The following is a 20,454-nucleotide window of genomic DNA, read 5'->3' on the forward strand; positions in this document are numbered from 1 at the left end:
GTGGATGGCCGGATACGCCGATGAGCGGCGTGCGCACCGCCCACGCCGGGCATAGACTGGCGGCGACTGGCCCCAGCCCTGCTGCGAGGAGACCGCCATGACCGGTAGCACCGCCCTGCTGTTGAGCCTGGCCCTGGCCGTGCCCGGGCTGGCCGTCGCCGCCGACGCAACGGCGCCGCCGCCGGCTGCCACCCCCCTGCCCCCGGTGTCGGTCGTGGCCACCGGGCCGATCCCCAGCCCGGACCAGGTCATGGCCATCCCGCCGGCGCTGCTGGCCCTGCTGCACGCGCGCGTGATCACCCCGTCGCTGTCGCGCGAGCAGCGCCTGCAACGCCTGATCACCCTGATCTTCGATGCGCAGGGCATGAACCTGGGCTACGACGCCGACGCCACCCTCACTGTGGCCGAGACCTGGGAAACCCGGCGGGCCAACTGCCTGGCCTTCACCCTGCTGTTCGTCAGCCTGGCCCGCGAGGCCGGCATCGATGCGCACGTGCAGGAGGTCAACCAGGTGGTGTCCTGGTACCAGGACCAGGGCGTGATCTACAGCGTTGGCCACGTCAATGCGGGCGTCAACCTGGGCGGCCGCAGCGCGGTCGTCGATCTGGACCGCAACGTGCTGTACGACCGCGAGGGCCCCAGGCAGATCACCCGCGAACGTGCGTTGGCGCATTTCTACAACAACCGCGGCGCCGCCCGCATGGCCGCCGGCGACCTGGTCCTGGCACGCGCCTACTTCCGCCAATCGCTGCAGATGTCACCGGAGTTCGCCTCGGGGTGGAACAACCTGGGCGTGCTGGACACGCGCGAAGGCCGCCTGCAGGCCGCCGTGGTCGACTTCAGATCCGCCCTGCGCTACGCGCCGCAGCATGCCGCGGCGCTGTCCAACGCCAGCACGCTGTACACCCGCATGGGCGACACGCGTGAGGCCGAGCGGCTGTCGCGCCGGCTGGCGCTTGTGCACCGTCGCGACCCGTTCGTGCAGTACATGCTGGGCGCCGACGCGGAGAAGAAGCAGGACTATGCGCAGGCGATACGCTATTACAAACGCGCCGTGCGCCTGTACGAGGAAGCGCACCAGTTCCACTTCGGCCTGGCCCGCGCCTACTTCATGGTCGGCGATACGCAGCATGCCGGCGAGGAGATGCAGCGGGCGCGGGCGCTGGGCGGGGATGCGCTGCAGCAGCGCTACCAGGCCAAGCTGGACAGTCTGAACCGCTGGCGCCTGCAGAACGTGCAGGCGCGATGACCGCCGCGATCAGGCCTTCTTGAGGAAGCAGGTCTTGAGGACCAGGCCCTTGATCTTGTCCGAGTTGCCTTCGATGTGCTCGGCGTCGTCATCGACCAGGCGGATGTTGCGGATCACCGTACCCTGCTTGAGCGGGATCGAGGACCCCTTGACCTTCAGGTCCTTGATCACCGTGACCGTGTCACCGGCCGCCAGCGCATTGCCGTTGCTGTCGCGGACGACCAGCGCCTGCCCGGCGCTTTCGCCGGCGGTCCACTCGTGGCCGCAGTCGGCACAGATCCACAGCGCGCCATCGGCGTAGGTATTTTCCAGGGTGCATTGGGGGCAGGCGGGAACAGCGGACATCGGGACAACCTCGGGCATTCAACGATCACTATTGTAGCCTCCCGGTGGCACCCGCTGCCCCAGCGCCCTTGCGCCGGCGGGCGCCTTGCCGCACAGTGCGCGCCCCCTGACCACCGGCCCGGCCCTCCCGCATGAAAATCGGCATCGACTTTGGCACCAGCAATTCCGCCGCCGCGGCAGTGGTCGACGGCAAGGTCGTCCCGATCCAGTTCGGGCAGGCGCAGCAGTTCCGGACCACGGTGTACTTCCCCGAGGTCATGCGTGACCCCAACGATTTCGAGCTGACGCCGGCGCTGGAGCAGGAACTGGCCCGCCTGGTCGACGCGGCAGCGCGCGACGCCCGCGCCGCGGGCCAGGAACGGCCGCATGACGCGCTGCGCCGCGAGGCGCTGCGGGTGGTGCGGCGGCAGTGGATGGAAGAGCAGATGCGCGCACCGCTCAGCTCGACCACCCTGCTGCAGAACGCCGTGTACGGCGACGATGCGCTGGAAGCCTACTTCGAAGAGAACGAGGGCAACCTCGTGCAGAGCCCGAAATCGATGCTGGGCTACAACCTGCATCCGCGCGCGCGGCAGACCATCACCGGTATCGCCACCCACATCCTGGAACACATCCGTCTGACCGCCTCGCGTCAGTTCGACACGCCGGTGCGCACCGCCACGCTCGGCCGCCCGGTGCAGTTCCGCAGTTCGATCGGCGAGGCAGGCAACGCGCAGGCCCTGGAGATCCTGCACAGCGCAGCGATCGCCGCCGGCTTCGACAGCGTCGACTTCCTCGAGGAGCCCGCGGCGGCGGCCATGCATTACCACGCCGAAAGCACGCAGGAACACGATGCGGTGGTGGTGGACATCGGCGGCGGCACCACCGATGTCGCACACGCCCGCGTCGGCGGCCCCCGGGCGCCGCGCATCCACCGCGCCTGGGGTATCGCGCGCGGCGGTACCGACATCGACCTGGCCCTGAGCCTGGGCGGCTACATGCCGCTGTTCGGCCGCAACATCACCCGCGTACCGACCCACCACTACGTCGAGGCGGCGATGGTGCAGGACATGACCCGACAGCGCGATTTCCGCCAGCATGACTACCGCGACGTCGACGCCCCGTTCGGCAAGCGCCTGCAGGCCCTGCAGGACACCGGCAACACCGCGCGCCTGTACCGCGAGGTGGAGCGCTGCAAGATTGCCCTCAGCAGCGAACCGGGCCACCGCAGCGCACTGGACTTCATCGAACGCGACCTGGCCGTGGACGTCGACGCTCCGCGCCTGGAAGCGGCCGCCAGCGGCTACATGGGTGAACTGGCCGGCCTGCTGGCGCAGGTCCGCGCTGACATCGGCCACGATCCGGCGGCGGTCTTCCTGACCGGCGGCATGTCGCGCGCCGGCTACCTGCAGCAGGCCGTCGCCGCCGCCTTCCCCGGTGCCACCCTGGTGCGCGGCAACCCGTCCTTCGGTGTGGTGCACGGCCTGGCATGGGCGGCGGCGGAACCGTCAGTGGCCGGCTGAGGCGGGCCGCACCAGGCCGCCGGAGCCCTTGTCGCACAAGGCTTTCGCCGCGTGAAGCGCGCGCATTAACAAAACGTTACGCCGAAAGCGCTATCATCTTTCGGCTTCAATGCGCAATGCGCATGACCTTCCGGGCCTGATCCAGGCCACTGTCTCTGTCGATGCTGCCGCCCCGTGGACCCGTCCTGTGGCGCCGGGATCGTTTTTACGCTGCGATCCGGCTCGTTCCCAGCACGCACTGCCCCGAGCCGCCAAGAGAGATTCCATTGGGCGAACGCCTGGCTTCACCAGCCCCTTCCATCGTAGCCGAACCGGACCCCATCGACTGTCGCCGCTGCGACGCGGTGTGCTGCCGGCTCTCGGTCACGGTGATGCCCGACGACGCGGTTCCCGGCCATCTGCTGGATACCGACGAACTGGGCCGCACCGTGATGGCGCGCAACGACGAAGGCTGGTGTGCCGCGATCGACCCCTACCATCTGCGCTGCACGATCTATTCGCAGCGCCCCGCGATCTGCCGCCAGTTTTCGATGGGCGGCGATGACTGCCGCACCGTGCGGCAGGACTACCGTCGACAACAGCACGATCTGTCGACGCTTTTTTCACCGATCCACCCATAGCAGGAGCATCCATGGCCCGTACGCCAAAGACCTCCCCCAAGGCAGGCAACACCGTTCGCGTCGACCGCAAGCAAGGGTCCAACACCGCCGTCAGCAGCGCCAGCATCGCTGCCGACCTGGCTGCCTTCCGCAAGGGCGGCGGCAAGATCGAAGTGCTGGGCAACACCCTGGCGCTGAAGAAAGCCGGTTGACCTCGCAGCCGACCGCACCGGCCCTGGCCGGTGCGGTGGCCGCACGACTCAGCGGCGGAGCGTGACCCGCACGCTGCCCGAGTGGGCATTGATCGAGACGTCGCCGTCACCGCCGCCCAGACGCGTATCCAGGCTGCGGCCCGGACCATAGCGCGGCCGTTCCACCTTTCCCGCATCGGACTGGATGCCACCACTGAACGTTTTCACGTTCAACTGCGCCGACACCATCGCCGGCAGTGCCAGCCCGACCGACCCGCTGACTGTCTGCAGCGCGACCTTGCCGCCCGGCGCCAGACCGCCCACGGCCACGTCCACGCTCCCCGACACCGCTTCAGCGCTCAAACGCTGTACGCGTTCGGCTTCCACACGGATGCTGCCGGACACCGTTTCCGCCGTGATCTCCCCGCTGATGCCGCCGCCGGCCTGCACCTGGCCGCTGACTGCGCGCACCTCCAGCCGTGGCGTCTGCACGCGTGAACGGATGCCACCGCTGACGGTGCCCAGCGTGGTCTCGCCGCTGCGTCCCGCTGCCGCGATGTCGCCACTGACGGCATTGGCCTGCAGGCGACGCACATCGACCTCGGACACGTCGATATCGGCGCTCACTGTGCCCAGCTGCACCTCCACCGCACGCGGTACGCGCAGCGTCAGCGTGGCACCGCCCCGGGTGTTGCTGTTGCGCGGGTAGACCACTTCCCAGCGCACGCGGTTGGTGCTCTTGTCCTGCTTCAGGGTCAGCCCGTCGGCCATCGAGCCGCTCAGCGCCACCTCGTTGCGGTCCCAGCCGCGTACGGTGACCTTGCCGGCGATATTGCTCACTTCCACCCGCCCGCCCGCCGCCAGCGGATGGCGCTCGTCGACGTGGGTATCGGCCAGCGCCGCCAACGGCAGCAACAGCGCCAGGGTGGCACTCAACGGCAACAGGGTACGCATCGGATTCTCCTTCATGTGGGCATGCCAGTGGCGGCCATCACCGCCTGCTGGGTCAGTTCCAGCCGCAGCGCATAGGTACGCTGCAGTTGCCCGAGCAGATAGCCCGAGCGCGGATTCTCGGCGATGGCCGCGCGGATGCTGCGCGCGCTGGCATCGAGTTCGTGCAGCGCCGGCTGGTAGTCGCCGGGCAACGTGGCCGCCGGCAACGCCGCCATCGCCTGCTGGTACTCACCGGCCAGGACATCGGCCTGCCGCTGCAGCATCGACGGCGGCGGGGTATGCGGCGTCGGCATCGGCACCACCACCAGCACCGCCAGTGCCGCCGCCAGGCCGAGCCCCACGCCCAGCGCCCAGCGCCGTGGCCGGCGCCGTGCCCTCTCTGCTGTGACCGCATCGGCCGGCACGGCAGCCGGCACCGCATCCAGGCGGCGCAGTTGCGCCTCCTCGTGCAGTTGCGCGGCGATACCCTGCCACACCCGTGCCGGGGGCACCCGCTGGTCGGGCAGCGCCCGCAGGCGCGCGCTCAGGTCGTCATGTTCGTTCATGCGGATTCTCCAAGGCGTGCGCGCAACAGACCGCGCGCACGGTGCAGCTGGGCTTTGGAACTGCCGACCGCCATCTGCAGCTGATCGGCGATTTCATGGTGTTTCCAGCCCTCGATATCGTGCAGCACCAGTACCGCGCGCGCACGCGGCGGCAGGGTTTCCAGCGCGCGCTCCAGGTCCATCACAGTGCCCGCGCAGCGGTCGGGCGCCACCAGCGCCGCCATTGCATCGGCGCTGTCCTCGCCGGTTTCCAGGGCATCTGCGCCGGCGCGCCCGCGCAGTTCCATCAATGCCGCATTGACGCCCATCCGGTGCAGCCAGGTACCCAGGCTGCTCTCGAAGCGGAACGTGGGCAACGCGCGCCACGCCTGCAGGAAGGTCTCCTGCAGCGCATCCTCGGCGCGCGCCGCGTGGCCACCGCAGAGCCGCCACAGCACCGCGTTCAGACGCGGCGCATGGCGTCGGTAGATCCGTTCGTACGCGCCCATGTCACCAGCGACGGCGGCACGCACCAGGGCGTGGTCGTCGGCGCTGTCGGCCGGGTCGGCGAGGCGGGGAGCGGGCATGGTGGCGTCGAGCATATCCGTTGGATGCCACCGGCACCGAAAAGGTTTAAGCGCATCATCGACCGGGATGTTCAAACCTTTTCGACGTTGGCTGCATCCAAGCCTGTGTTCCACTCCGGTGGCCATCAGGAACTGTCATGTCATCCAGTACGTGCGCATTGTGGTTGTCGCTGGCGGCGTGGTCGCTGACCGGCGGCCCGTGGTCGGTGCAGCTGCACCTGCAGGACGAGCATCCGGACATCTGCGTGCAGACGGGCGGCCAGACGCCACAGTGCGTTTCCACGCTGCTGCGGCAGCTGGCAGTCGCCCTGCCGCGCTGGGCCTGAGCGGGCATGCGGCCGCGCGCATCGCCGCGCATTAAGATGGGTCCTTGTCTGCCGCACCCCGCAAGGAAATGTGTCCCCCATGAAAGTTCGCCTGCCCGCCTGGACCCACGATTGGCTGCAGTACGTGGAGCCCGCCGGCCTGATTCTGCTGACCATCGCCGTCGCCTGGCTGCTGCGCCTGATTGGCCGCCGGTTGATCCGTCGTCTTGGCGAGCACTACACGCTGCCGCCGGAAATGGTGATGGGCGCGCGTCGGGTCACCGGCTTCGTGGTCTATTTCGCCGCGCTGCTCACCGTGCTGAACATCCTCGGTGTTTCGGCCACCGTGCTGTGGACGGCCTTCACCGGCTTCGCCGCCGTCGGCGCGGTCGCCTTCTTCGCCGCATGGAGCGTGCTGTCCAACATCTTCTGCACACTGCTGATCTTCACCACCCGGCCGTTCCGCCTGCACGACTACATCGAAGTGCTGGAGAACGGTGAAAAGCCGGGTCTGAAGGGCCGGGTGATCGACGTCAACCTGATCTACACCACGCTGCAGGAAACCGACGGCGGCCATGAAGGCACGGTGCTGCAGGTGCCCAACAACATGTTCTTCCAGCGCACGGTGCGCCGCTGGCGCGACCCGGCGCAGGCACCCGGCGGCATCCAGGGCGACGGGTGATGCCCACGGATCAGCGCAGCTGGCTGTCCTTGCTGCCGCGGCGGTTGTAACCGCCGCCGTCGTGCTGTGCGGCGTCGTCCGCCTCCTGGCAGCGCACGCACAGACGCACCCCGGGTACGGCCTTGCGCCGCGCCTCGGGTATGGGGGCCTCGCAGTGTTCGCAGTGCGTCAGCCCCGGGCCCTGCCCCAGCTGCGCGCGGGCGCGCTGAATGGCGTCATCGACCGTGGCGTCGATCTGGTCCTGGACCGCGCCGTCGCCTGCCCACCCTGTCGCCATGTTGTGTCTCCCATGCCGTATCAGGCCCCCAGCATAGACCCGCACGCACGACCGGGCCCAACGTGCGGCTGAACGCACGGGGGCGGCACCACCCGCGGTCGACGCTGCCGGACTGCCGGCGCGCTTACCAGACCAGGTCGTCCGGGACCTGGAACTGCGCGTAATACGCGTCGTCGTCGGCGTTGCCGGTGCTGGGCTCGCTGCTGCCCGGCTGGGCGTTGTCGAGCACGATGGCGCCGGGATCGCGCTCGCGCACCTTGTCGGCCGCCGCGCGCGGCAGCAGCTCAACGCCCTCGCCGAAGCGGGCGATGACCAGCGCGCCCGACGCCAGCTGCCTGCGCAGCAGGGCATTCACCAGCAGAGTGCGGATCACGGTACCGTCGTTGAAGCGGTATTCGATCTCCCCGTCGCGCTTGACCTTGTTGGTCTCGATGATCTGCCGCACCTGCGCCTGCAGTTCCTGGGCGCGCGCCTTTTCCTTGCGCTCGGCCTCCAGCGCGCGATCGCGTTCAGCCTTTTCCGCGCGCGCCCGTTCGGCCTCGCGCTGGCTTTCGCTGGGCGCAACCGGGGCCTTGCCGTGACGGGCCTTGACCTGTTCACGCGCGGCCTGTGAGACCTGGGACTTCTTGACCAGCCCGGCCTTGAGCAGCTGCTCCTGCAGGGGATTCGCCTTCGCCATACGCCTTGCATCTGTTTTTGCGGGATTCCGGGGGCCATCATACTGGTCTGCCCGCCCCACCCCAACCGCTCCCCGTGACCGCCCTGAAGTACCTTGCCGGCTACCCCGACGCCCTGCAGCAGCAGGTGCGCGAGCTGATCGCGGGCGACCGCCTGGGGCCGTGGCTGCAGCGCCGTTACGCCGACCTGCATACCGTGCGCAACGACCGCCAGCTGTACGACTACACCCAGGACCTGAAAGACCGCTACCTGCGCCAGTCCGCCCCGCTGTCCAAGGTGATCTACGACAGCCGGCTGCAGGTGCTCAAACACGCCCTGGGCACCCACACCACCGTCTCGCGCGTCCAGGGCAGCCGGCTCAAGGCCAGCCGCGAAATCCGCATCGCCACGGTGTTCCGCGATGCCCCGGCCCCGTTCCTGAAGATGATCGTGGTACATGAACTGGCGCACCTGAAGGAATCGGACCACAACAAGGCCTTCTACCAGCTCTGCACGCACATGGAAGCGGATTACCACCAGCTGGAATTCGACCTGCGGCTGTACCTCACCCACCTGGACGGTACCGCCGGCTGACGCCCGGCCGCCCCCACCCAGTACACTCCCCGCCCGCTTCCCGCTTTTCGTTGCCTGCCCGATGACCGACCCGATCCGACTCGACAAACGCCTGACCCAGCTGATCGGCTGCTCACGCGGCGACGCCCAGCGCTACATCGAGGGGGGCTGGGTGACCGTGAACGGCAGCGTGGTCGAACAGCCCCAGGCGATGGTCACCGACGAGGTCATCGTCCTGCGTGACAACGCCGAAGCGACCCGCGCCGAAACGGTGAGCATGCTGCTGCACAAGCCCGCCGGCATGCCGGCCGACGCACTGTGCGCCCTGGTCACCCCGGACACGCGCAGCGAACTCGACGCCACCGGCGTCACTCTGCTGCAGCGCCATTTCCACGCCCTGCAGCTGGTCATGCCGCTGGCGGACGAGGACAGCGGCCTGGTCGTGGTCAGCCAGGACGGGCGGGTCGTCTCGCACCTCAAAGACCGCGGCGCCACGCTGGAGCAGGAGTACCTGGTGGAAGTCACCGGCGAGCTGGTGCCCTACGGCATGAAGCGCCTGGCGCACGGCCTGAGCTTCCGCAACTGGCCACTGCCACCGTGCAAGGTCAGCTGGCAGAACGAAACCCGCCTGCGCTTCGCCATCAAGCCGGTACATCCCGGCCAGCTGCGCGACATGTGCCGCCAGGTCGGCCTGGAGGTCGTGAGTGTCCGCCGCCTGCGCATCGGACGCGTGGCGATGGGCAAGCTCGTTCCCGGCCAGTGGCGCTACCTCGCCCCCGACGAGCGCTTCTGATCGACCGGCCCCGGTCGGCCTGCACTCGCGCTGCACGGCCGGGCCGCTTAGGATCGGGGCATGACCGACAAACCACCCTTCTGGCGCCGGCTCCTGCGCTGGCTGGGCATCTTCGTGGCGATCCTGGTCATGCTGGTGCTCAGTGGCCTGCTGCTGGCCGACCACCTCACGCCCAAGGCGCTTGGCACCCCGTCGCGGGTGCTGCCAGTCCAGCCCAGCCAGACCGCGATCGACCGCGAACTGTCACGCCTGCAGGCCGAGCACCCCGGCGAATCCGGCGTGGCCTTCCTCGCCGATGGGCTGGATGCCTACGCCGCGCGCGCGGTGATCACCCAGCACGCCGGACGCAGCCTGGACCTGCAGTACTACATCTGGCAGAACGACCTCATCGGCCACCTGATGGCACGCGAGCTCTACCAGGCCGCCGAGCGCGGCGTGCGCGTGCGCATCCTGCTCGACGACATGAACGCGCAGGACAAGGACGCGCTGATGATGGCGCTCGACCAGCACCCCAACATCGAGATCCGCCTGTACAACCCGTTCCGCAACCGCAATGGCCTGTGGCGGCTGGTGGAAATGGTGCAACGCGTGTTCAGCGTCAACCACCGCATGCACAACAAGTCCTGGATCGCCGACGGCCGCGTGGCCATCGTTGGTGGGCGCAATATCGGCGAGGAGTATTTCAGCGCGCGCACCGACGTCAATTTCCGCGACCTGGACCTGCTCGTCGCCGGCAAGGCCGTGCAGCAGGCCAACATGATTTTCGACGACTACTGGAACAGCGAAACCGCCCTCCCCATCGCGGCCCTGGCGTTCTACACTCCGGCCCAGCTGCGCCTGCTGGTGCGCCAGTCCGAGCACGAAGCGCGGCTGGACGGCGCCAAGCCCTACCTGGCACGCGTGGCGCGTTCGCAGCAGGCGCAGTCGTACTACCGTGATGCCGTCGGTCTGCACTGGACCCGCCAGGTGGCGATCGTCTCCGATCCGCCGATGAAACACCGCCGCGACGACCGGGGCGACTGGCTGGTCGCGCGGCTCTCGGCCGAACTGGCGGGTACCCGCCACAAGGCCCTGCTGATCTCCCCATACTTCGTGCCCGGTGAAGAAGGCACGCAGGGGCTGGGTGCGCTGGTGGCACGCGGCGCGACTGTCGGGGTGGTGACCAACTCGCTGGCGGCCAACGACGTTGCCGCCGTGCACAGCGGCTACATGCACTATCGCGCCCCGTTGCTGCGCAGCGGTGTGCACCTGTACGAGCTGAAATCGCGCGGCCATGCCGACAGCGGCGGCCTGTTCGGCAGCAGCGGTGCCAGCCTGCACACCAAGGCCTTCATGATCGACGACCGGCGCGGGTTCGTCGGCTCGTTCAACCTCGACCCGCGCTCGGCCTACCTCAACACCGAAATGGGCGTGCTGTTCGATGACCCGGTGCTGGCGGCGCAACTGCGCGCCGAGTACCTGCGGCTGGCCAGTCCCACGCAGAGCTACTGGGTGGCGCTGGACGCGCACGGCCAGGTGCGCTGGCTGGACCGCGCCGCACAGCCGCCACACTGGCTCTACCGCGAACCGGATACCGGCCTGTGGCTGCGCGTCAGTGCGCGTGCCATCAGCTGGCTGCCGCTGGAGTCGCAGTTGTAGCCGCGCTCAGCGCGAGGCCACGCCTGCGTCCGCGCCGGCATCGCCATCCCCGGCATGCACCTCGTCGGCGTCCAGGGTTTCCACGGCGCGCCCGTGGACACGTCGCCAGATCCACTGCAGCGCGTGGGCCGGCGTGCTCTGCAGGTGCTCCAGCAACGCCAGCGCCTGCGCCTGGCCCATGCGTCCGTGCCGGCACAGCAGGCTGGCCGCCGCCGCGGCGCGGGCAAAACCCAGGCTGGTGAGCAGTCCGTCCGGCGCGCCGGCGCCGGCCCGCTCCAGCGCGGCATGCACCGGCGGCGGCAATTCCCACGCTGCAGCGATACGGCTGGCAACCGGCAGGGTCCAGTCATCCAGCAGAGCGGCGGCGAGCGCCCGTGGCGGTACCGCGACACCGTGCCCGGCGCAGGCATCGAGCAGGTGGCGCATCACCAGCGCCGCGCCCAGCCCCTGGGTGAGCCCCAGCCACTGCGCCGCGAAGGCATCTTCATGGCTGACCGTACGCGCGTGGTCGGCGGCCGCGCGCGACGCCAGCAGCGCGTGTTCCCAGATCACTGCATCGAACTGCGGGAACGCGGCGCACTGCAGGTGCATCACCGGCTGGACCAGCACCGCGCTGATGATCTGGCGGATACCCTCGGTGCCCACCAGGGTCACCGCCCGCTGCAGGCTGTCCACCGGGCGGGCCTGCAACCGGTACACCGGGCTGTTGGCGATACGCAGCAGGTTGCCGGTGAGCACCGGGTCCTGGCCGATGATCGCCGCCATCGCCCGCGCCGAGGCCTCGTGGTCGTTGACGGTCTGGATCAACTGCGGCAGGAGCTGCGGCCGCCGCGGCAGGTGGCGGGCCGACCAGTCGCGCGCCGACAGCGCCGCATCCACTGCCGCACGCAATGCCGGCGCGGGCGCGGTGTCACCTGCCGGATCGCCTCCGCGTGGCACCAGGGCCAGGGCATACAGCCCGGCCTGCAGCACCGCCGCCGGGTCCCCGGCGGGCGCCGCCAGCGGAGCCGCCACGCGCAGGTCGGCCCGGGGCGGCCGTGTCTCGGCCGGCCCCCGCTGCAGCGATCCCTGGCGCCTGCGCCAGGCCACCAGCGCCAGCACGGCGGCCACGCCGCCCACGCCCCACGCACCCAGCATCGGCGCCGACGTCAGCATCGAGGTCTCCCGGAAACGCGGTCCCGCACCTGCCTTGTCGCCACTGCGCCCACGTCATCCATCCTGACATTGCCGATACTGCACACCGTAGCCACGGCATCGGCCGCGCCTTCACCAACTTTAACGGCCCGGCCCCGGCGGCGGCTGACACCGCCCTCCGGCGGAATGCACTAGAATGGCGCCGCGCGACCCGTCCACTCGAACCGACGACGTCGCTTTTTTTGTTTTACAACCCAACATTTGCTGGTCCGTTCGCCGCTGTTCGCCACCGTTCGCACCATCGGAGCCACCATGTTATTTGAAACCCTCGAAACCACCGATCACGAACAAGTGGTGTTCTGCCACAACCGCGACGCGGGTCTGAGGGCGATCATCGCCATCCACAACACCACCCTGGGCCCGGCCCTGGGCGGGGTGCGCATGCGGCCGTATGCCAGCACCGACGAGGCGCTCGCCGATGCGCTGCGGCTCAGCCGCACGATGACCTACAAGAACGCGCTGGCCGGGTTGAACGTGGGCGGCGGCAAGGCGGTGATCATCGGCGACCCGAAGGTGGACAAGAGCGAAGTGCTGTTCCGCGCGTTCGGCCGCTACGTCGATTCGCTGGGCGGACGCTACATCACCGCCGAGGACGTGGGCACCGATGTCAACGACATGGAGAACATCTACCTGGAGAGCGAGTACGTCACCGGCGTGCACCAGGTCCACGGTGGCTCCGGCGATCCGGCCCCGTTCACCGCCTACGGCGCGCTGCAGGCCCTGATGGCCGCCATGCAGCACAAGCTGGGCCATGAGGAAGTCGGCAAGGCCAGCATCGCCGTGCAGGGCCTGGGCCATATCGGCATGGAACTGGTCAAACTGCTGCGCGACCGTGGGGCCAAGCTGTTCGTGACCGATCTGGACAGCAGCCGGGTGGAGCGCGCGGTCACCGAATACGGCGCCGAGGCGGTCAAGCCCGACGACATCTACGACGTCAACGCCGACGTCTTCGCGCCCTGTGCGCTGGAAGGCGCGATCAATCCGCAGACGCTGCCCCGCCTGCGCACGAAGATCGTCTGTGGCACCGCCAACAACCAGCTCGCCAGCCTGGAGATCGGCGATGAGCTGCATGCGCGCGGCATCCTGTATGCGCCCGATTATGCGGTCAACGCCGGCGGCGTGATGAACGTGTCGCTGGAGATCGACGGCTACAACCGCGAGCGCGCCATGCGCCTGATCCGCAGCATCTACCACAACCTCGGCCGCATTTTCGCGCTGTCCGAGCGCGAGGGTATCGCTCCCCAGCGCGCCGCGGACCAGATCGCCGAATCGCGCATCCAGTCGATCGGCAAGCTGAAAATGCCTCTCGGCCGCAGCACGCCGCGACTGGGCACCCTGCGCCGCAACTGACGGCACGGCCCTACCGGAAACGCAGAAGGGCGCGATCGACGATCGCGCCCTTCTTCATTGCTGCCCTGCGGGGTCAGAACGCGGAGGCGTAGCGCAGGGCCACCTGGTGCAGGTCGCCGCGCGGACCAACGCGCTGGTCGTAGCCGAACGACACGCGCGTGTTCCGGCTGAGCCACGACTCCACCGAGACCCCGAACAGCCCCCCGGACCGGGCCGGCTGCAGGCCGGCCAGCGGCGCCCACGCATCCACGCCAACGAAGCTGGCCTGCAGGTCGAGCCCGTGGCTGGCCAGGTGCTGCTGCCATTCGGCGTAGCCGCGCAGCGACCAGTCGCCCCACCACGCCTGCGCACGCATGCCAGCCAGCGCCTGGCTGCGGCTGGCAATGCCGCCCTGCGTGCGCAACCCGAAACCGGCGCCGCCGTTCTCGCTGAAGCGGTCGCTGTCCACCCGTGCGTACTCGGCACCGAGGTACGGCGTGAGCGACAGGGCGGTGCTGCCGAACCGGTAGCCCGATTCCATGCTGGCCGTGCTGAAACTTCCGCCGTAGCGCGCGTTGACCCCGTACTGGCCGGCGCCCAGCAGCAGCTGGCGGTCGATATCGCGGGTGAACCGGCCGGCGCCCACCTGGCCCAGCGCGTAGGCCCGCCCGTGCTGCCAGCCGGCATACAGCTGCGCCTGCGACTGGCGGTCACGCCCCCTGTCATTGCCCCAGTCGCGGGTACTGGCGCTGCGGGTTTCGCCGAAGGCGAAGCCCAGCATGCCGTGACTGCCCAATGCCGTGTCCTGGCCCATCATCCAGCCCTGGGTCTGGACACCGCTGGCAGCGAAACTGCCCTGCCCCGCCTCGCCCAGCGTGCTGTGCCAGGCGCCGCGCAGGCGTGGTGCGGCCGTCACCGCATCGAAACGCGAGGACAGCGCGCGTCGCTGCATGTCGATGGTGTCGAAGGTCATCGCCGCCGCCAGGCCGTGCGCTTTGCCGGACAGGCTCTCCAGGCTCGCCGACAGCCCGTCGGCGCCCTGCACCTGCTGCAGTTGGCCTGCCGCGGCCGCAAAGCCGCCTGCGGCAGGCCCGCCGCCATCGAGCACTTCGAATGCGGTTTCCACGCGGGCCGCCGCGCCCTGCGCCGCAGCGCCCACGCCCGCCGACGCGGCGGCCGCGCTGACGTTGACCCGGTCGATGTCCAGCCATGCGGTGCGCGCGTCGTAGCCGAAACGGCTTTCCAGCAGGGTGATGCTGGTGTCCTTGCGAAGGCTGTCAAACGCGCCGGTCAGCGACTGGCCCGCCTTGATCAGCTCCTGGCGGCGTCCGTCCTGCGGGACGTAACCGCTCACCGCCCCCATCAGGTACAGCACGCCTCCCTGGAGCTCGACCGTGCCTGTCACGTTCAGCGGTGCGGCGCCCAGCAGCGTCATGTACTGCCCGCCGGCACGCTGCACGTAGTTGCCGTCAATGGTGGCAACGGTGCGCGCCTCGTTCAGCAGCACGCTGCCGCCGCTGTCCACGTTGCCCTTGACCCGCGCGCTGCTGCCCATGAACTGCAGCACCGCGCGCTCGGCGCCATCGGGCTGCGCCACGATGGTCACGTTGGAGGTGATCGACCCGCCGTCGCGCAGCGCCAGCGTGCCGCGTTCGATGCGCGTGTCGCCGGTGTAGGTGCTGGTGCCGGACAGGCCCAGCGAACCGTTGCCCTGTTTGACCAGCCCGCCGCTGCCGCTGATGGTGTTGCTCCAGACCGAGTTCAGGCCCAACACGTTGACATCGACCACGGTGTTGCCCCAGTCGAAGCGCGCCGGCCCGTTGACCGCCTTGGCGACGTTGAGCAGGCCATAGCCGAAAGTGCTGTCCACGCCGGGCGCGCCAAGATCGGTGGCGGTGCCAAGCAGGGTCTGGCGGACCAGGTCGTTGGTGAAGTACGGATACTTCTCCCACACCAACGCGGCGGCGCCGGACACCAGCGGTGCGGCATAGGACGTGCCCGAGCCCCACAGGTAGCTCGGCGTGCCACCGGTGTTCTGCGGGTCCACGTACACCACGGTACCGGGCGCGGCCAGGCAGTAGGCTGCCGCCACGCCGCACGCGTTGGCATAGGACGCCAGTTTGGACGGATCGGCCGAATCCACCGCGGTCACGGTCAGCCAGCCGCGCTCCAGGTCCGCGGCCGGGCGCGTGCCGTTCGGACCGGCCTGGCTTGGCAGGGCAGCCATGCTGGAGGGGTTGGGGCGGCTCTCGTTGCCGCTGGCGAACACCACCAGCCCGTTGTTCGCCATCACGAAGGGACGGTACTCGTTGGCGATCGGCGCGGTCGCGGCCGGGTTGGTCCAGTACAGCCCGCCCCAGGAGTTGTTCATGATCTTCACGCCGTCGGCGATCAGATCCTGGTGCATGGGCGCGAAACCGAGCGCACCGCTGACTTCATTGCCGCTGCCGCTGCCGTCATCGGTGGGGCGCCGGTCGGCGATGATCCGCGCCGAGATCACCAGCGCTTCCGGCGCGATGCCGCCCGGCCAGGCGCCGACGGCGCGGCCCGCCGCCAGCGAAGCCACCGTCGTGCCGTGGCCGACCACATCGTCCACGTTGAGATTGTTGACGCGCGGGTCGATGTAGGCGCGGCTGGACACCACCCGCCCCGACAGGGCGGGATGGGCGCGGTTGACGCCAGAATCGACCACGCCGATGCGCACGCCCTTGCCGGTCAGGCCCTGCACGTTGCGGCCATTGACGATGGTCAGGTGCGCATCGATCGCCGGCTGCACCGGCGGATTGGTCGGCGGCGTCACCGGCGGTGTGACCGGCGGGGTCACCGGGGGCGTGACCGGCGGCGGATCCACCCGCACGTTGCCGCCCCCCCCACCCCCGCCACAGGCACTCAGCGCCACGGCCAATGCGCCCGCCAGCCCTGTCCTCACTGCCACGATCTGTTTCATCCCCGCTCCCCACGTTCGATACGCAATGACCGGCATCCTGCCATCCGGGCAGACACCGGCGGTCAATGCCGACCCTCTATACTGGGCCGACCCCCACGCAGTCTGACGGGATTCGCGCCGGCATCCAATGCCCGCCGTCCCATTCCGAATATCGCTCACGCACCAACGAGATTGCCATGTCCAACATCGTCATCGCCGCCGCCAAGCGCACTGCCATCGGTTCCTTCCTCGGCCAGTTCAACGGCGTTCCCACGCCCACCCTGGGCGCCACCGCGATCGCCGCGGCCCTGGAACAGTCCGGTGTCCCGGCGGCGGATGTCTCCGAAGTGATCATGGGCTGCGTACTGCCGGCCAACCTCGGCCAGGCGCCGGCCCGCCAGGCCGCCATCGCCGCCGGGCTGCCGCTGTCCACCGGCGCCACCACCCTGAACAAGGTATGCGGCTCGGGTATGAAGGCCATCATGCTGGGCCATGACCTGATCAAGGCCGGGTCGGCCAGCATCGTGGTCGCCGGCGGCATGGAGTCGATGTCCAACGCCCCGCACATGCTGCCCAATTCCCGTACCGGCAACCGCTTCGGCAACTTCCAGGCGGTGGACCACATGGCCCACGACGGTCTGGTCAACGCCTACGACGGCAAGGCGATGGGCGAGTTCGCCGAGTGTGCGGTGGACAAGTACCAGGTCAGCCGCGAAGCCCAGGACGCCTATGCGATCGAGTCGGTGCGCCGCGCGCAGGCCGCGCAGGCCAATGGCGCGTTCGACGATGAGATCGTCGCGGTCACTGTGACCACCCGCAAGGGCGAGGTCAGCGTGGCCCAGGACGAACAGCCCAGCCGTTCGGACATCGCCAAGATTCCCACCCTGCGCCCGGCCTTCAAGAAGGATGGCACGGTGACGGCCGCCAGTTCGTCCAGCATTTCCGACGGCGCCGCCGCCGTGGTGCTGCTGTCCGAGGACGACGCCCGCGCACGCGGCGTGCAGCCGCTGGCCCGCATCGTCGGCCACGCCACCCACTCCCAGGAACCGGAATGGTTCACCACCGCGCCGATCGGCGCGCTGCGCACACTGCTGGAGAAGACCGGCTGGACGCTGGACCAGGTCGACCTGTTCGAGATCAACGAAGCGTTTGCCGTCGTGGCAATGGCGCCCATGCTCGAACTGGGTATTCCGCACGACAAGGTCAACGTGAATGGTGGCGCGTGCGCGCTGGGCCATCCGATCGGTGCTTCGGGCGCGCGGCTGGTGGTGACCCTGGTGAACGCCTTGCGCAAGCGTGGGGCCCAGCGCGGCATTGCGACTCTCTGCATTGGCGGCGGCGAAGCAACCGCCATCGCTATCGAATTGATTTGATTTGGTTTAACGCGCATTTCTCAAAAATGAATGCGCGATCGCTTGACAGCCAATCGTGGCTTGTCATCATGTTGCCGGGCGCGCAATAGCGCGTTGCCTAATCTAACGACGAGGATTCACACTAATGAGCATCAACAAGCTGCTGATCGCGATGGCCCTGGGCCTGGCTCTGACCGCCTGCTCCAAGCAGGAACAGGCTGCTGACGCTGCTGCTTCGGCCAACGAAGCCGCCGCTGACGCCCAGGTCGCTGCCGACCAGGCCGCTGCTGCTGGCGCCCCGGCTGCCGACGCTGCCCAGGCTGCTGCCGACACCGCCACCACCGCTGCTGACGCTTCGGCCGATGCCGCTGCTGCCGCTGCTGGCGCTGCCACCGACGCTGCTGCCGCCCAGGCTGCTGACGCTGCCAAGGCTGCCGAAGGCACCGCCGAGCAGGCCAAGGACGCTGCTGAAGAAGCCAAGAAGTAATCACTTCTTTCTTCAAGCAAGTCTGAAGAAGCCGCTGGTTCGCCAGCGGCTTTTTCTTTGGCCGCCACAACCCGCCCTTCACACCGGCGTGAATAGGCTGGCCTCCCCGACGATTCCCGTCCTGGAGACCGCCATGAACATCCGTCCTATCACCACTTCCCTGCTGGCTGCCTCCCTGCTGCTGGCCCTGGCCGCCTGCAAGGGCCCGGAAGCCGAACAGGCACGCCAGGATGCGGCCCAGGCCGCCGACAGCGCCAACGCCGCCGCGCGCGAGGCCGTCGACAAGGCCGCCGCCGCCACCCGCAGCGCGGCCGATGATGCCGCGGCCGCGTCCGACCGCGCCGCCGCCGATACGCAGCAGGCACTGGATCGGGCCGCCGCTGCGACCTCCGAAGCCGCTGGCGAGGCCAAGAGCGCTGCCCGGGATGCTGCCGCGCATGCCAGCGATTCCACCGCCGATGCCGCGCAGAAGGTAGCCGACAAGGCGCGCGACGTCGCCAACGAGGCAAAGCAGAACGCCGACGAGGCCAAGCACTGAGCCACACCGCCGCATCACGGCAGGATGTCGTCATCCGCACGCCCCTCTCCGGAGGGGCGTGCTGCATTGGAATGGTGGCTCAGGGCAGCGCGCGGGCCAGGACCGCAGCGTAATCCAGATCCGACGGCAGCGTTCCGAATGCCATGCCGTGCTCGGCACCGAGCCGGGAGCGGATGAAGACAGCCGCCAGCGGGCTGTCGGCGCGCAGCAGTACCGCCGCCTGCAGCAGCAGCGCCAGCCGCTCGGTGATGCGACGCGCCTGCGCCTCACCCGGGCCGGCCGCCAACTGCGCACGCAGCGTCTGCCATGCCGCATCGTAGATGGTGTCGCGTCCGGCCACTCTGCCCAGTTCCTGTTCCAGCACCGGCAGCACCTGCGGCTCGCGCGACAGCGCGCGCAGCACGTCCAGGCACTGGATGTTGCCACTGCCTTCCCAGATCGAATTCAACGGTGCCTGCCGGTACAGCCGCGGCAGGATAGATTCCTCGACGTACCCCGCACCGCCCAGGCATTCCTGCGCTTCGTTGACGAACACCGCCGCGCGCTTGCACACCCAGTACTTGCCCACCGCTGTGGCGATGCGGGCGAAGGCGGCCTCCTGTGCATCCTGCGGCGCCAGGTCGACCGCGCGCGCAACACGCAGGGCGAACACGGTGGCCGCCTCCGATTCGATCGCCAGGTCGGCCAGCACATTGGCCATCAGCGGGTGGTCGCACAGACGGCGGCCAAAACTGCTGCGATGACGCGTGTGGTGCAGCGCCTGCGCCAGCGCCATGCGCATTTCCGCCGCGGCGCCGAGCATGCAGTCCAGCCGCGTCATCATCACCATGCCGATGATGGTGGCCACCCCGCGCCCCTGCTCGCCCACCCGCCGCGCCCAGGCACCGCACAGCTCGATCTCGCTGGACGCGTTGGCCCAGTCTCCGAGCTTGTCCTTCAGGCGCATCAGATGGAACGCGTTGCGGTTGCCGTCGGCCAGGCGCCGCGGCATCAGGAAACAGGTCAGCCCGCCCGGCGCCTGTGCCAGCACCAGGAAGCCATCGGACATCGGCGCGGAAAAGAACCATTTATGCCCGACCAGGGCATAGCTGCCGTCGGCCTGCGGTTCGGCGCGGGTGGTATTGCCGCGCACATCCGATCCGCCCTGCTTTTCGGTCATGCCCATGCCGAGGGTGATGCCGGCCTTGTCGGCAATGGGCACGTCGCGCGGGTCGTAGTGCGGTGCCGCGGCCTTGTCGGCCCACTCGGCCAGCAGCGGGTCCTGGCGCAGCACAGCAACCGCCGCATGGGTCATGGTCAGCGGGCAACTGGTGCCGGCTTCGGCCTGATGGTGCAGATAGCTCAGCGCCGCGCGCGCGACGTGCGCACCCGGCACCGGCTCGTGCCAGGACAGGCCTGCCACGCCGTGCGATTTGGCCGCCTCCATCAGCGCGTGGTAGGCCGGATGGAACTCGACGGTGTCGATACGATGGCCCTGTGCATCGTGGGTACGCAGACGCGGACGGTCCCGATTGGCATCGAATCCCAGCCGGTACAGCGCGTCGCCAGCCAGCCCGCCGTATACCGCCAGGCGTGGCACGAACGCCGCGCCACCCTCGCGCTGCACCGCTTCGGCCAAAGCCAGATCGTCGGCCCACAGATGCCGGCCCCCGAACGGTGGCGGCTGGTTGGTCACCGCATGGGTCTCGAAGGCGGACAGCTCGGGCATCGTGGCGGGCCTCGTGGCAGGGGACCGCCCGATTCTGCCGCATC

22 protein-coding genes are annotated in these 20,454 nt (G+C 69.2%); 13 read left to right on the forward strand and 9 right to left on the reverse strand.

Features of this window, described 5'->3' with window-relative positions:
• Positions 1–97: 97 nt before the first annotated feature.
• Positions 98–1,249 carry a tetratricopeptide repeat protein gene (locus tag GDJ08_RS15550; RefSeq protein WP_153165211.1) on the forward strand — a complete coding sequence of 384 codons (1,152 nt, stop codon included), beginning with the start codon at positions 98–100 and terminating at the stop codon, positions 1,247–1,249.
• Between the two features lie 9 nt (positions 1,250–1,258).
• Here the strand turns inward: GDJ08_RS15550 and GDJ08_RS15555 are convergent, their stop codons facing one another.
• Positions 1,259–1,594 (reverse strand): zinc ribbon domain-containing protein YjdM, encoded by a 336-nt coding sequence (locus tag GDJ08_RS15555; protein ID WP_136003141.1) that lies wholly within the window; start codon positions 1,592–1,594, stop codon positions 1,259–1,261.
• Positions 1,595–1,725: 131 nt separating this feature from the next.
• Here GDJ08_RS15555 and GDJ08_RS15560 point away from each other — a divergent pair, with 131 nt between their 5' ends.
• The 3 genes from GDJ08_RS15560 (at position 1,726) to GDJ08_RS15570 (ending at position 3,907) form a co-directional block, all read left to right on the forward strand.
• Entirely contained in the window at positions 1,726–3,096 is a 1,371-nt protein-coding gene (locus GDJ08_RS15560) for an Hsp70 family protein (RefSeq protein ID WP_153165212.1), read from the forward strand.
• Positions 3,097–3,416: 320 nt separating this feature from the next.
• On the forward strand, positions 3,417–3,716 hold the full coding sequence (locus GDJ08_RS15565; RefSeq protein ID WP_082316410.1) for a YkgJ family cysteine cluster protein: 300 nt from the start codon (positions 3,417–3,419) through the stop codon (positions 3,714–3,716).
• Between the two features lie 11 nt (positions 3,717–3,727).
• Positions 3,728–3,907 (forward strand): hypothetical protein, encoded by a 180-nt coding sequence (locus tag GDJ08_RS15570; protein ID WP_017356549.1) that lies wholly within the window; start codon positions 3,728–3,730, stop codon positions 3,905–3,907.
• A 48-nt stretch (positions 3,908–3,955) separates the two neighbouring features.
• On the opposite strand, the gene GDJ08_RS15575 is transcribed toward GDJ08_RS15570, so the two are convergent.
• From GDJ08_RS15575 to GDJ08_RS15585, 3 genes are read right to left on the reverse strand one after another with little or no spacing between them, the layout of a single operon-like run.
• Entirely contained in the window at positions 3,956–4,840 is an 885-nt protein-coding gene (locus tag GDJ08_RS15575) for a DUF4097 family beta strand repeat-containing protein (RefSeq protein ID WP_026070840.1), read from the reverse strand.
• A gap of 11 nt (positions 4,841–4,851) precedes the next feature.
• Entirely contained in the window at positions 4,852–5,385 is a 534-nt protein-coding gene (locus GDJ08_RS15580) for a hypothetical protein (RefSeq protein WP_017356547.1), read from the reverse strand.
• Complete coding sequence (locus tag GDJ08_RS15585; RefSeq protein WP_017356546.1) at positions 5,382–5,966, reverse strand: RNA polymerase sigma factor; 585 nt, start codon at positions 5,964–5,966, stop codon at positions 5,382–5,384. Before GDJ08_RS15585 ends, GDJ08_RS15580 begins: the two co-directional genes overlap by 4 nt.
• 122 nt (positions 5,967–6,088) lie before the next feature.
• Here GDJ08_RS15585 and GDJ08_RS15590 point away from each other — a divergent pair, with 122 nt between their 5' ends.
• Together GDJ08_RS15590 and GDJ08_RS15595 are read left to right on the forward strand one after the other, a co-directional pair.
• Positions 6,089–6,277 (forward strand): hypothetical protein, encoded by a 189-nt coding sequence (locus GDJ08_RS15590; protein WP_153165213.1) that lies wholly within the window; start codon positions 6,089–6,091, stop codon positions 6,275–6,277.
• Between the two features lie 79 nt (positions 6,278–6,356).
• Complete coding sequence (locus GDJ08_RS15595; RefSeq protein ID WP_017356544.1) at positions 6,357–6,938, forward strand: mechanosensitive ion channel family protein; 582 nt, start codon at positions 6,357–6,359, stop codon at positions 6,936–6,938.
• A 10-nt stretch (positions 6,939–6,948) separates the two neighbouring features.
• Here GDJ08_RS15595 and GDJ08_RS15600 read toward each other — a convergent pair whose 3' ends face one another.
• Entirely contained in the window at positions 6,949–7,215 is a 267-nt protein-coding gene (locus GDJ08_RS15600; RefSeq protein WP_017356543.1) for a DksA/TraR family C4-type zinc finger protein, read from the reverse strand.
• 124 nt (positions 7,216–7,339) lie between these two features.
• Positions 7,340–7,894, reverse strand: coding sequence for a DUF2058 domain-containing protein (locus GDJ08_RS15605; RefSeq protein WP_017356542.1), 555 nt, complete (start codon positions 7,892–7,894; stop codon positions 7,340–7,342).
• A 74-nt stretch (positions 7,895–7,968) separates the two neighbouring features.
• Here GDJ08_RS15605 and GDJ08_RS15610 point away from each other — a divergent pair, with 74 nt between their 5' ends.
• The 3 genes from GDJ08_RS15610 to GDJ08_RS15620 all read left to right on the forward strand — a co-directional run bounded on the left by GDJ08_RS15610 (position 7,969) and on the right by GDJ08_RS15620 (position 10,876).
• Entirely contained in the window at positions 7,969–8,466 is a 498-nt protein-coding gene (locus GDJ08_RS15610) for a YgjP-like metallopeptidase domain-containing protein (protein WP_017356541.1), read from the forward strand.
• Between the two features lie 61 nt (positions 8,467–8,527).
• Positions 8,528–9,238, forward strand: a complete 711-nt coding sequence (locus tag GDJ08_RS15615) for an rRNA pseudouridine synthase (protein ID WP_017356540.1) — start codon at positions 8,528–8,530, stop codon at positions 9,236–9,238.
• 60 nt (positions 9,239–9,298) lie between these two features.
• Positions 9,299–10,876 (forward strand): phospholipase D family protein, encoded by a 1,578-nt coding sequence (locus GDJ08_RS15620; protein WP_153165214.1) that lies wholly within the window; start codon positions 9,299–9,301, stop codon positions 10,874–10,876.
• Between the two features lie 6 nt (positions 10,877–10,882).
• Here GDJ08_RS15620 and GDJ08_RS15625 read toward each other — a convergent pair whose 3' ends face one another.
• Positions 10,883–12,013, reverse strand: a complete 1,131-nt coding sequence (locus tag GDJ08_RS15625) for an HDOD domain-containing protein (RefSeq protein WP_136003195.1) — start codon at positions 12,011–12,013, stop codon at positions 10,883–10,885.
• Between the two features lie 309 nt (positions 12,014–12,322).
• On the opposite strand from GDJ08_RS15625, the gene GDJ08_RS15630 reads away from it, so the two are divergent.
• Positions 12,323–13,420: a Glu/Leu/Phe/Val dehydrogenase dimerization domain-containing protein gene (locus tag GDJ08_RS15630; RefSeq protein ID WP_136003136.1), complete on the forward strand. Its 1,098-nt coding sequence runs from the start codon at positions 12,323–12,325 to the stop codon at positions 13,418–13,420.
• 73 nt (positions 13,421–13,493) lie between these two features.
• Here the strand turns inward: GDJ08_RS15630 and GDJ08_RS15635 are convergent, their stop codons facing one another.
• Complete coding sequence (locus GDJ08_RS15635; protein ID WP_153165215.1) at positions 13,494–16,346, reverse strand: autotransporter serine protease; 2,853 nt, start codon at positions 16,344–16,346, stop codon at positions 13,494–13,496.
• A 176-nt stretch (positions 16,347–16,522) separates the two neighbouring features.
• Here GDJ08_RS15635 and GDJ08_RS15640 point away from each other — a divergent pair, with 176 nt between their 5' ends.
• The 3 genes from GDJ08_RS15640 (at position 16,523) to GDJ08_RS15650 (ending at position 18,702) form a co-directional block, all read left to right on the forward strand.
• A complete protein-coding gene (locus GDJ08_RS15640; RefSeq protein WP_017356163.1) occupies positions 16,523–17,698 on the forward strand; it encodes a thiolase family protein in 1,176 nt (391 codons plus the stop codon).
• Positions 17,699–17,822: 124 nt separating this feature from the next.
• Positions 17,823–18,164, forward strand: coding sequence for a hypothetical protein (locus tag GDJ08_RS15645; RefSeq protein WP_136003134.1), 342 nt, complete (start codon positions 17,823–17,825; stop codon positions 18,162–18,164).
• A gap of 133 nt (positions 18,165–18,297) precedes the next feature.
• Positions 18,298–18,702, forward strand: coding sequence for a hypothetical protein (locus GDJ08_RS15650; protein ID WP_136003133.1), 405 nt, complete (start codon positions 18,298–18,300; stop codon positions 18,700–18,702).
• 79 nt (positions 18,703–18,781) lie between these two features.
• Here GDJ08_RS15650 and GDJ08_RS15655 read toward each other — a convergent pair whose 3' ends face one another.
• A complete protein-coding gene (locus tag GDJ08_RS15655) occupies positions 18,782–20,410 on the reverse strand; it encodes an acyl-CoA dehydrogenase family protein (RefSeq protein ID WP_153165216.1) in 1,629 nt (542 codons plus the stop codon).
• Between the last annotated feature and the right edge of the window lie 44 nt (positions 20,411–20,454).

The sequence above is a fragment of the Stenotrophomonas nematodicola genome, assembly GCF_009467805.1.
In the GTDB taxonomy this organism is placed as follows: Bacteria; Pseudomonadota; Gammaproteobacteria; order Xanthomonadales; family Xanthomonadaceae; genus Stenotrophomonas; species Stenotrophomonas nematodicola.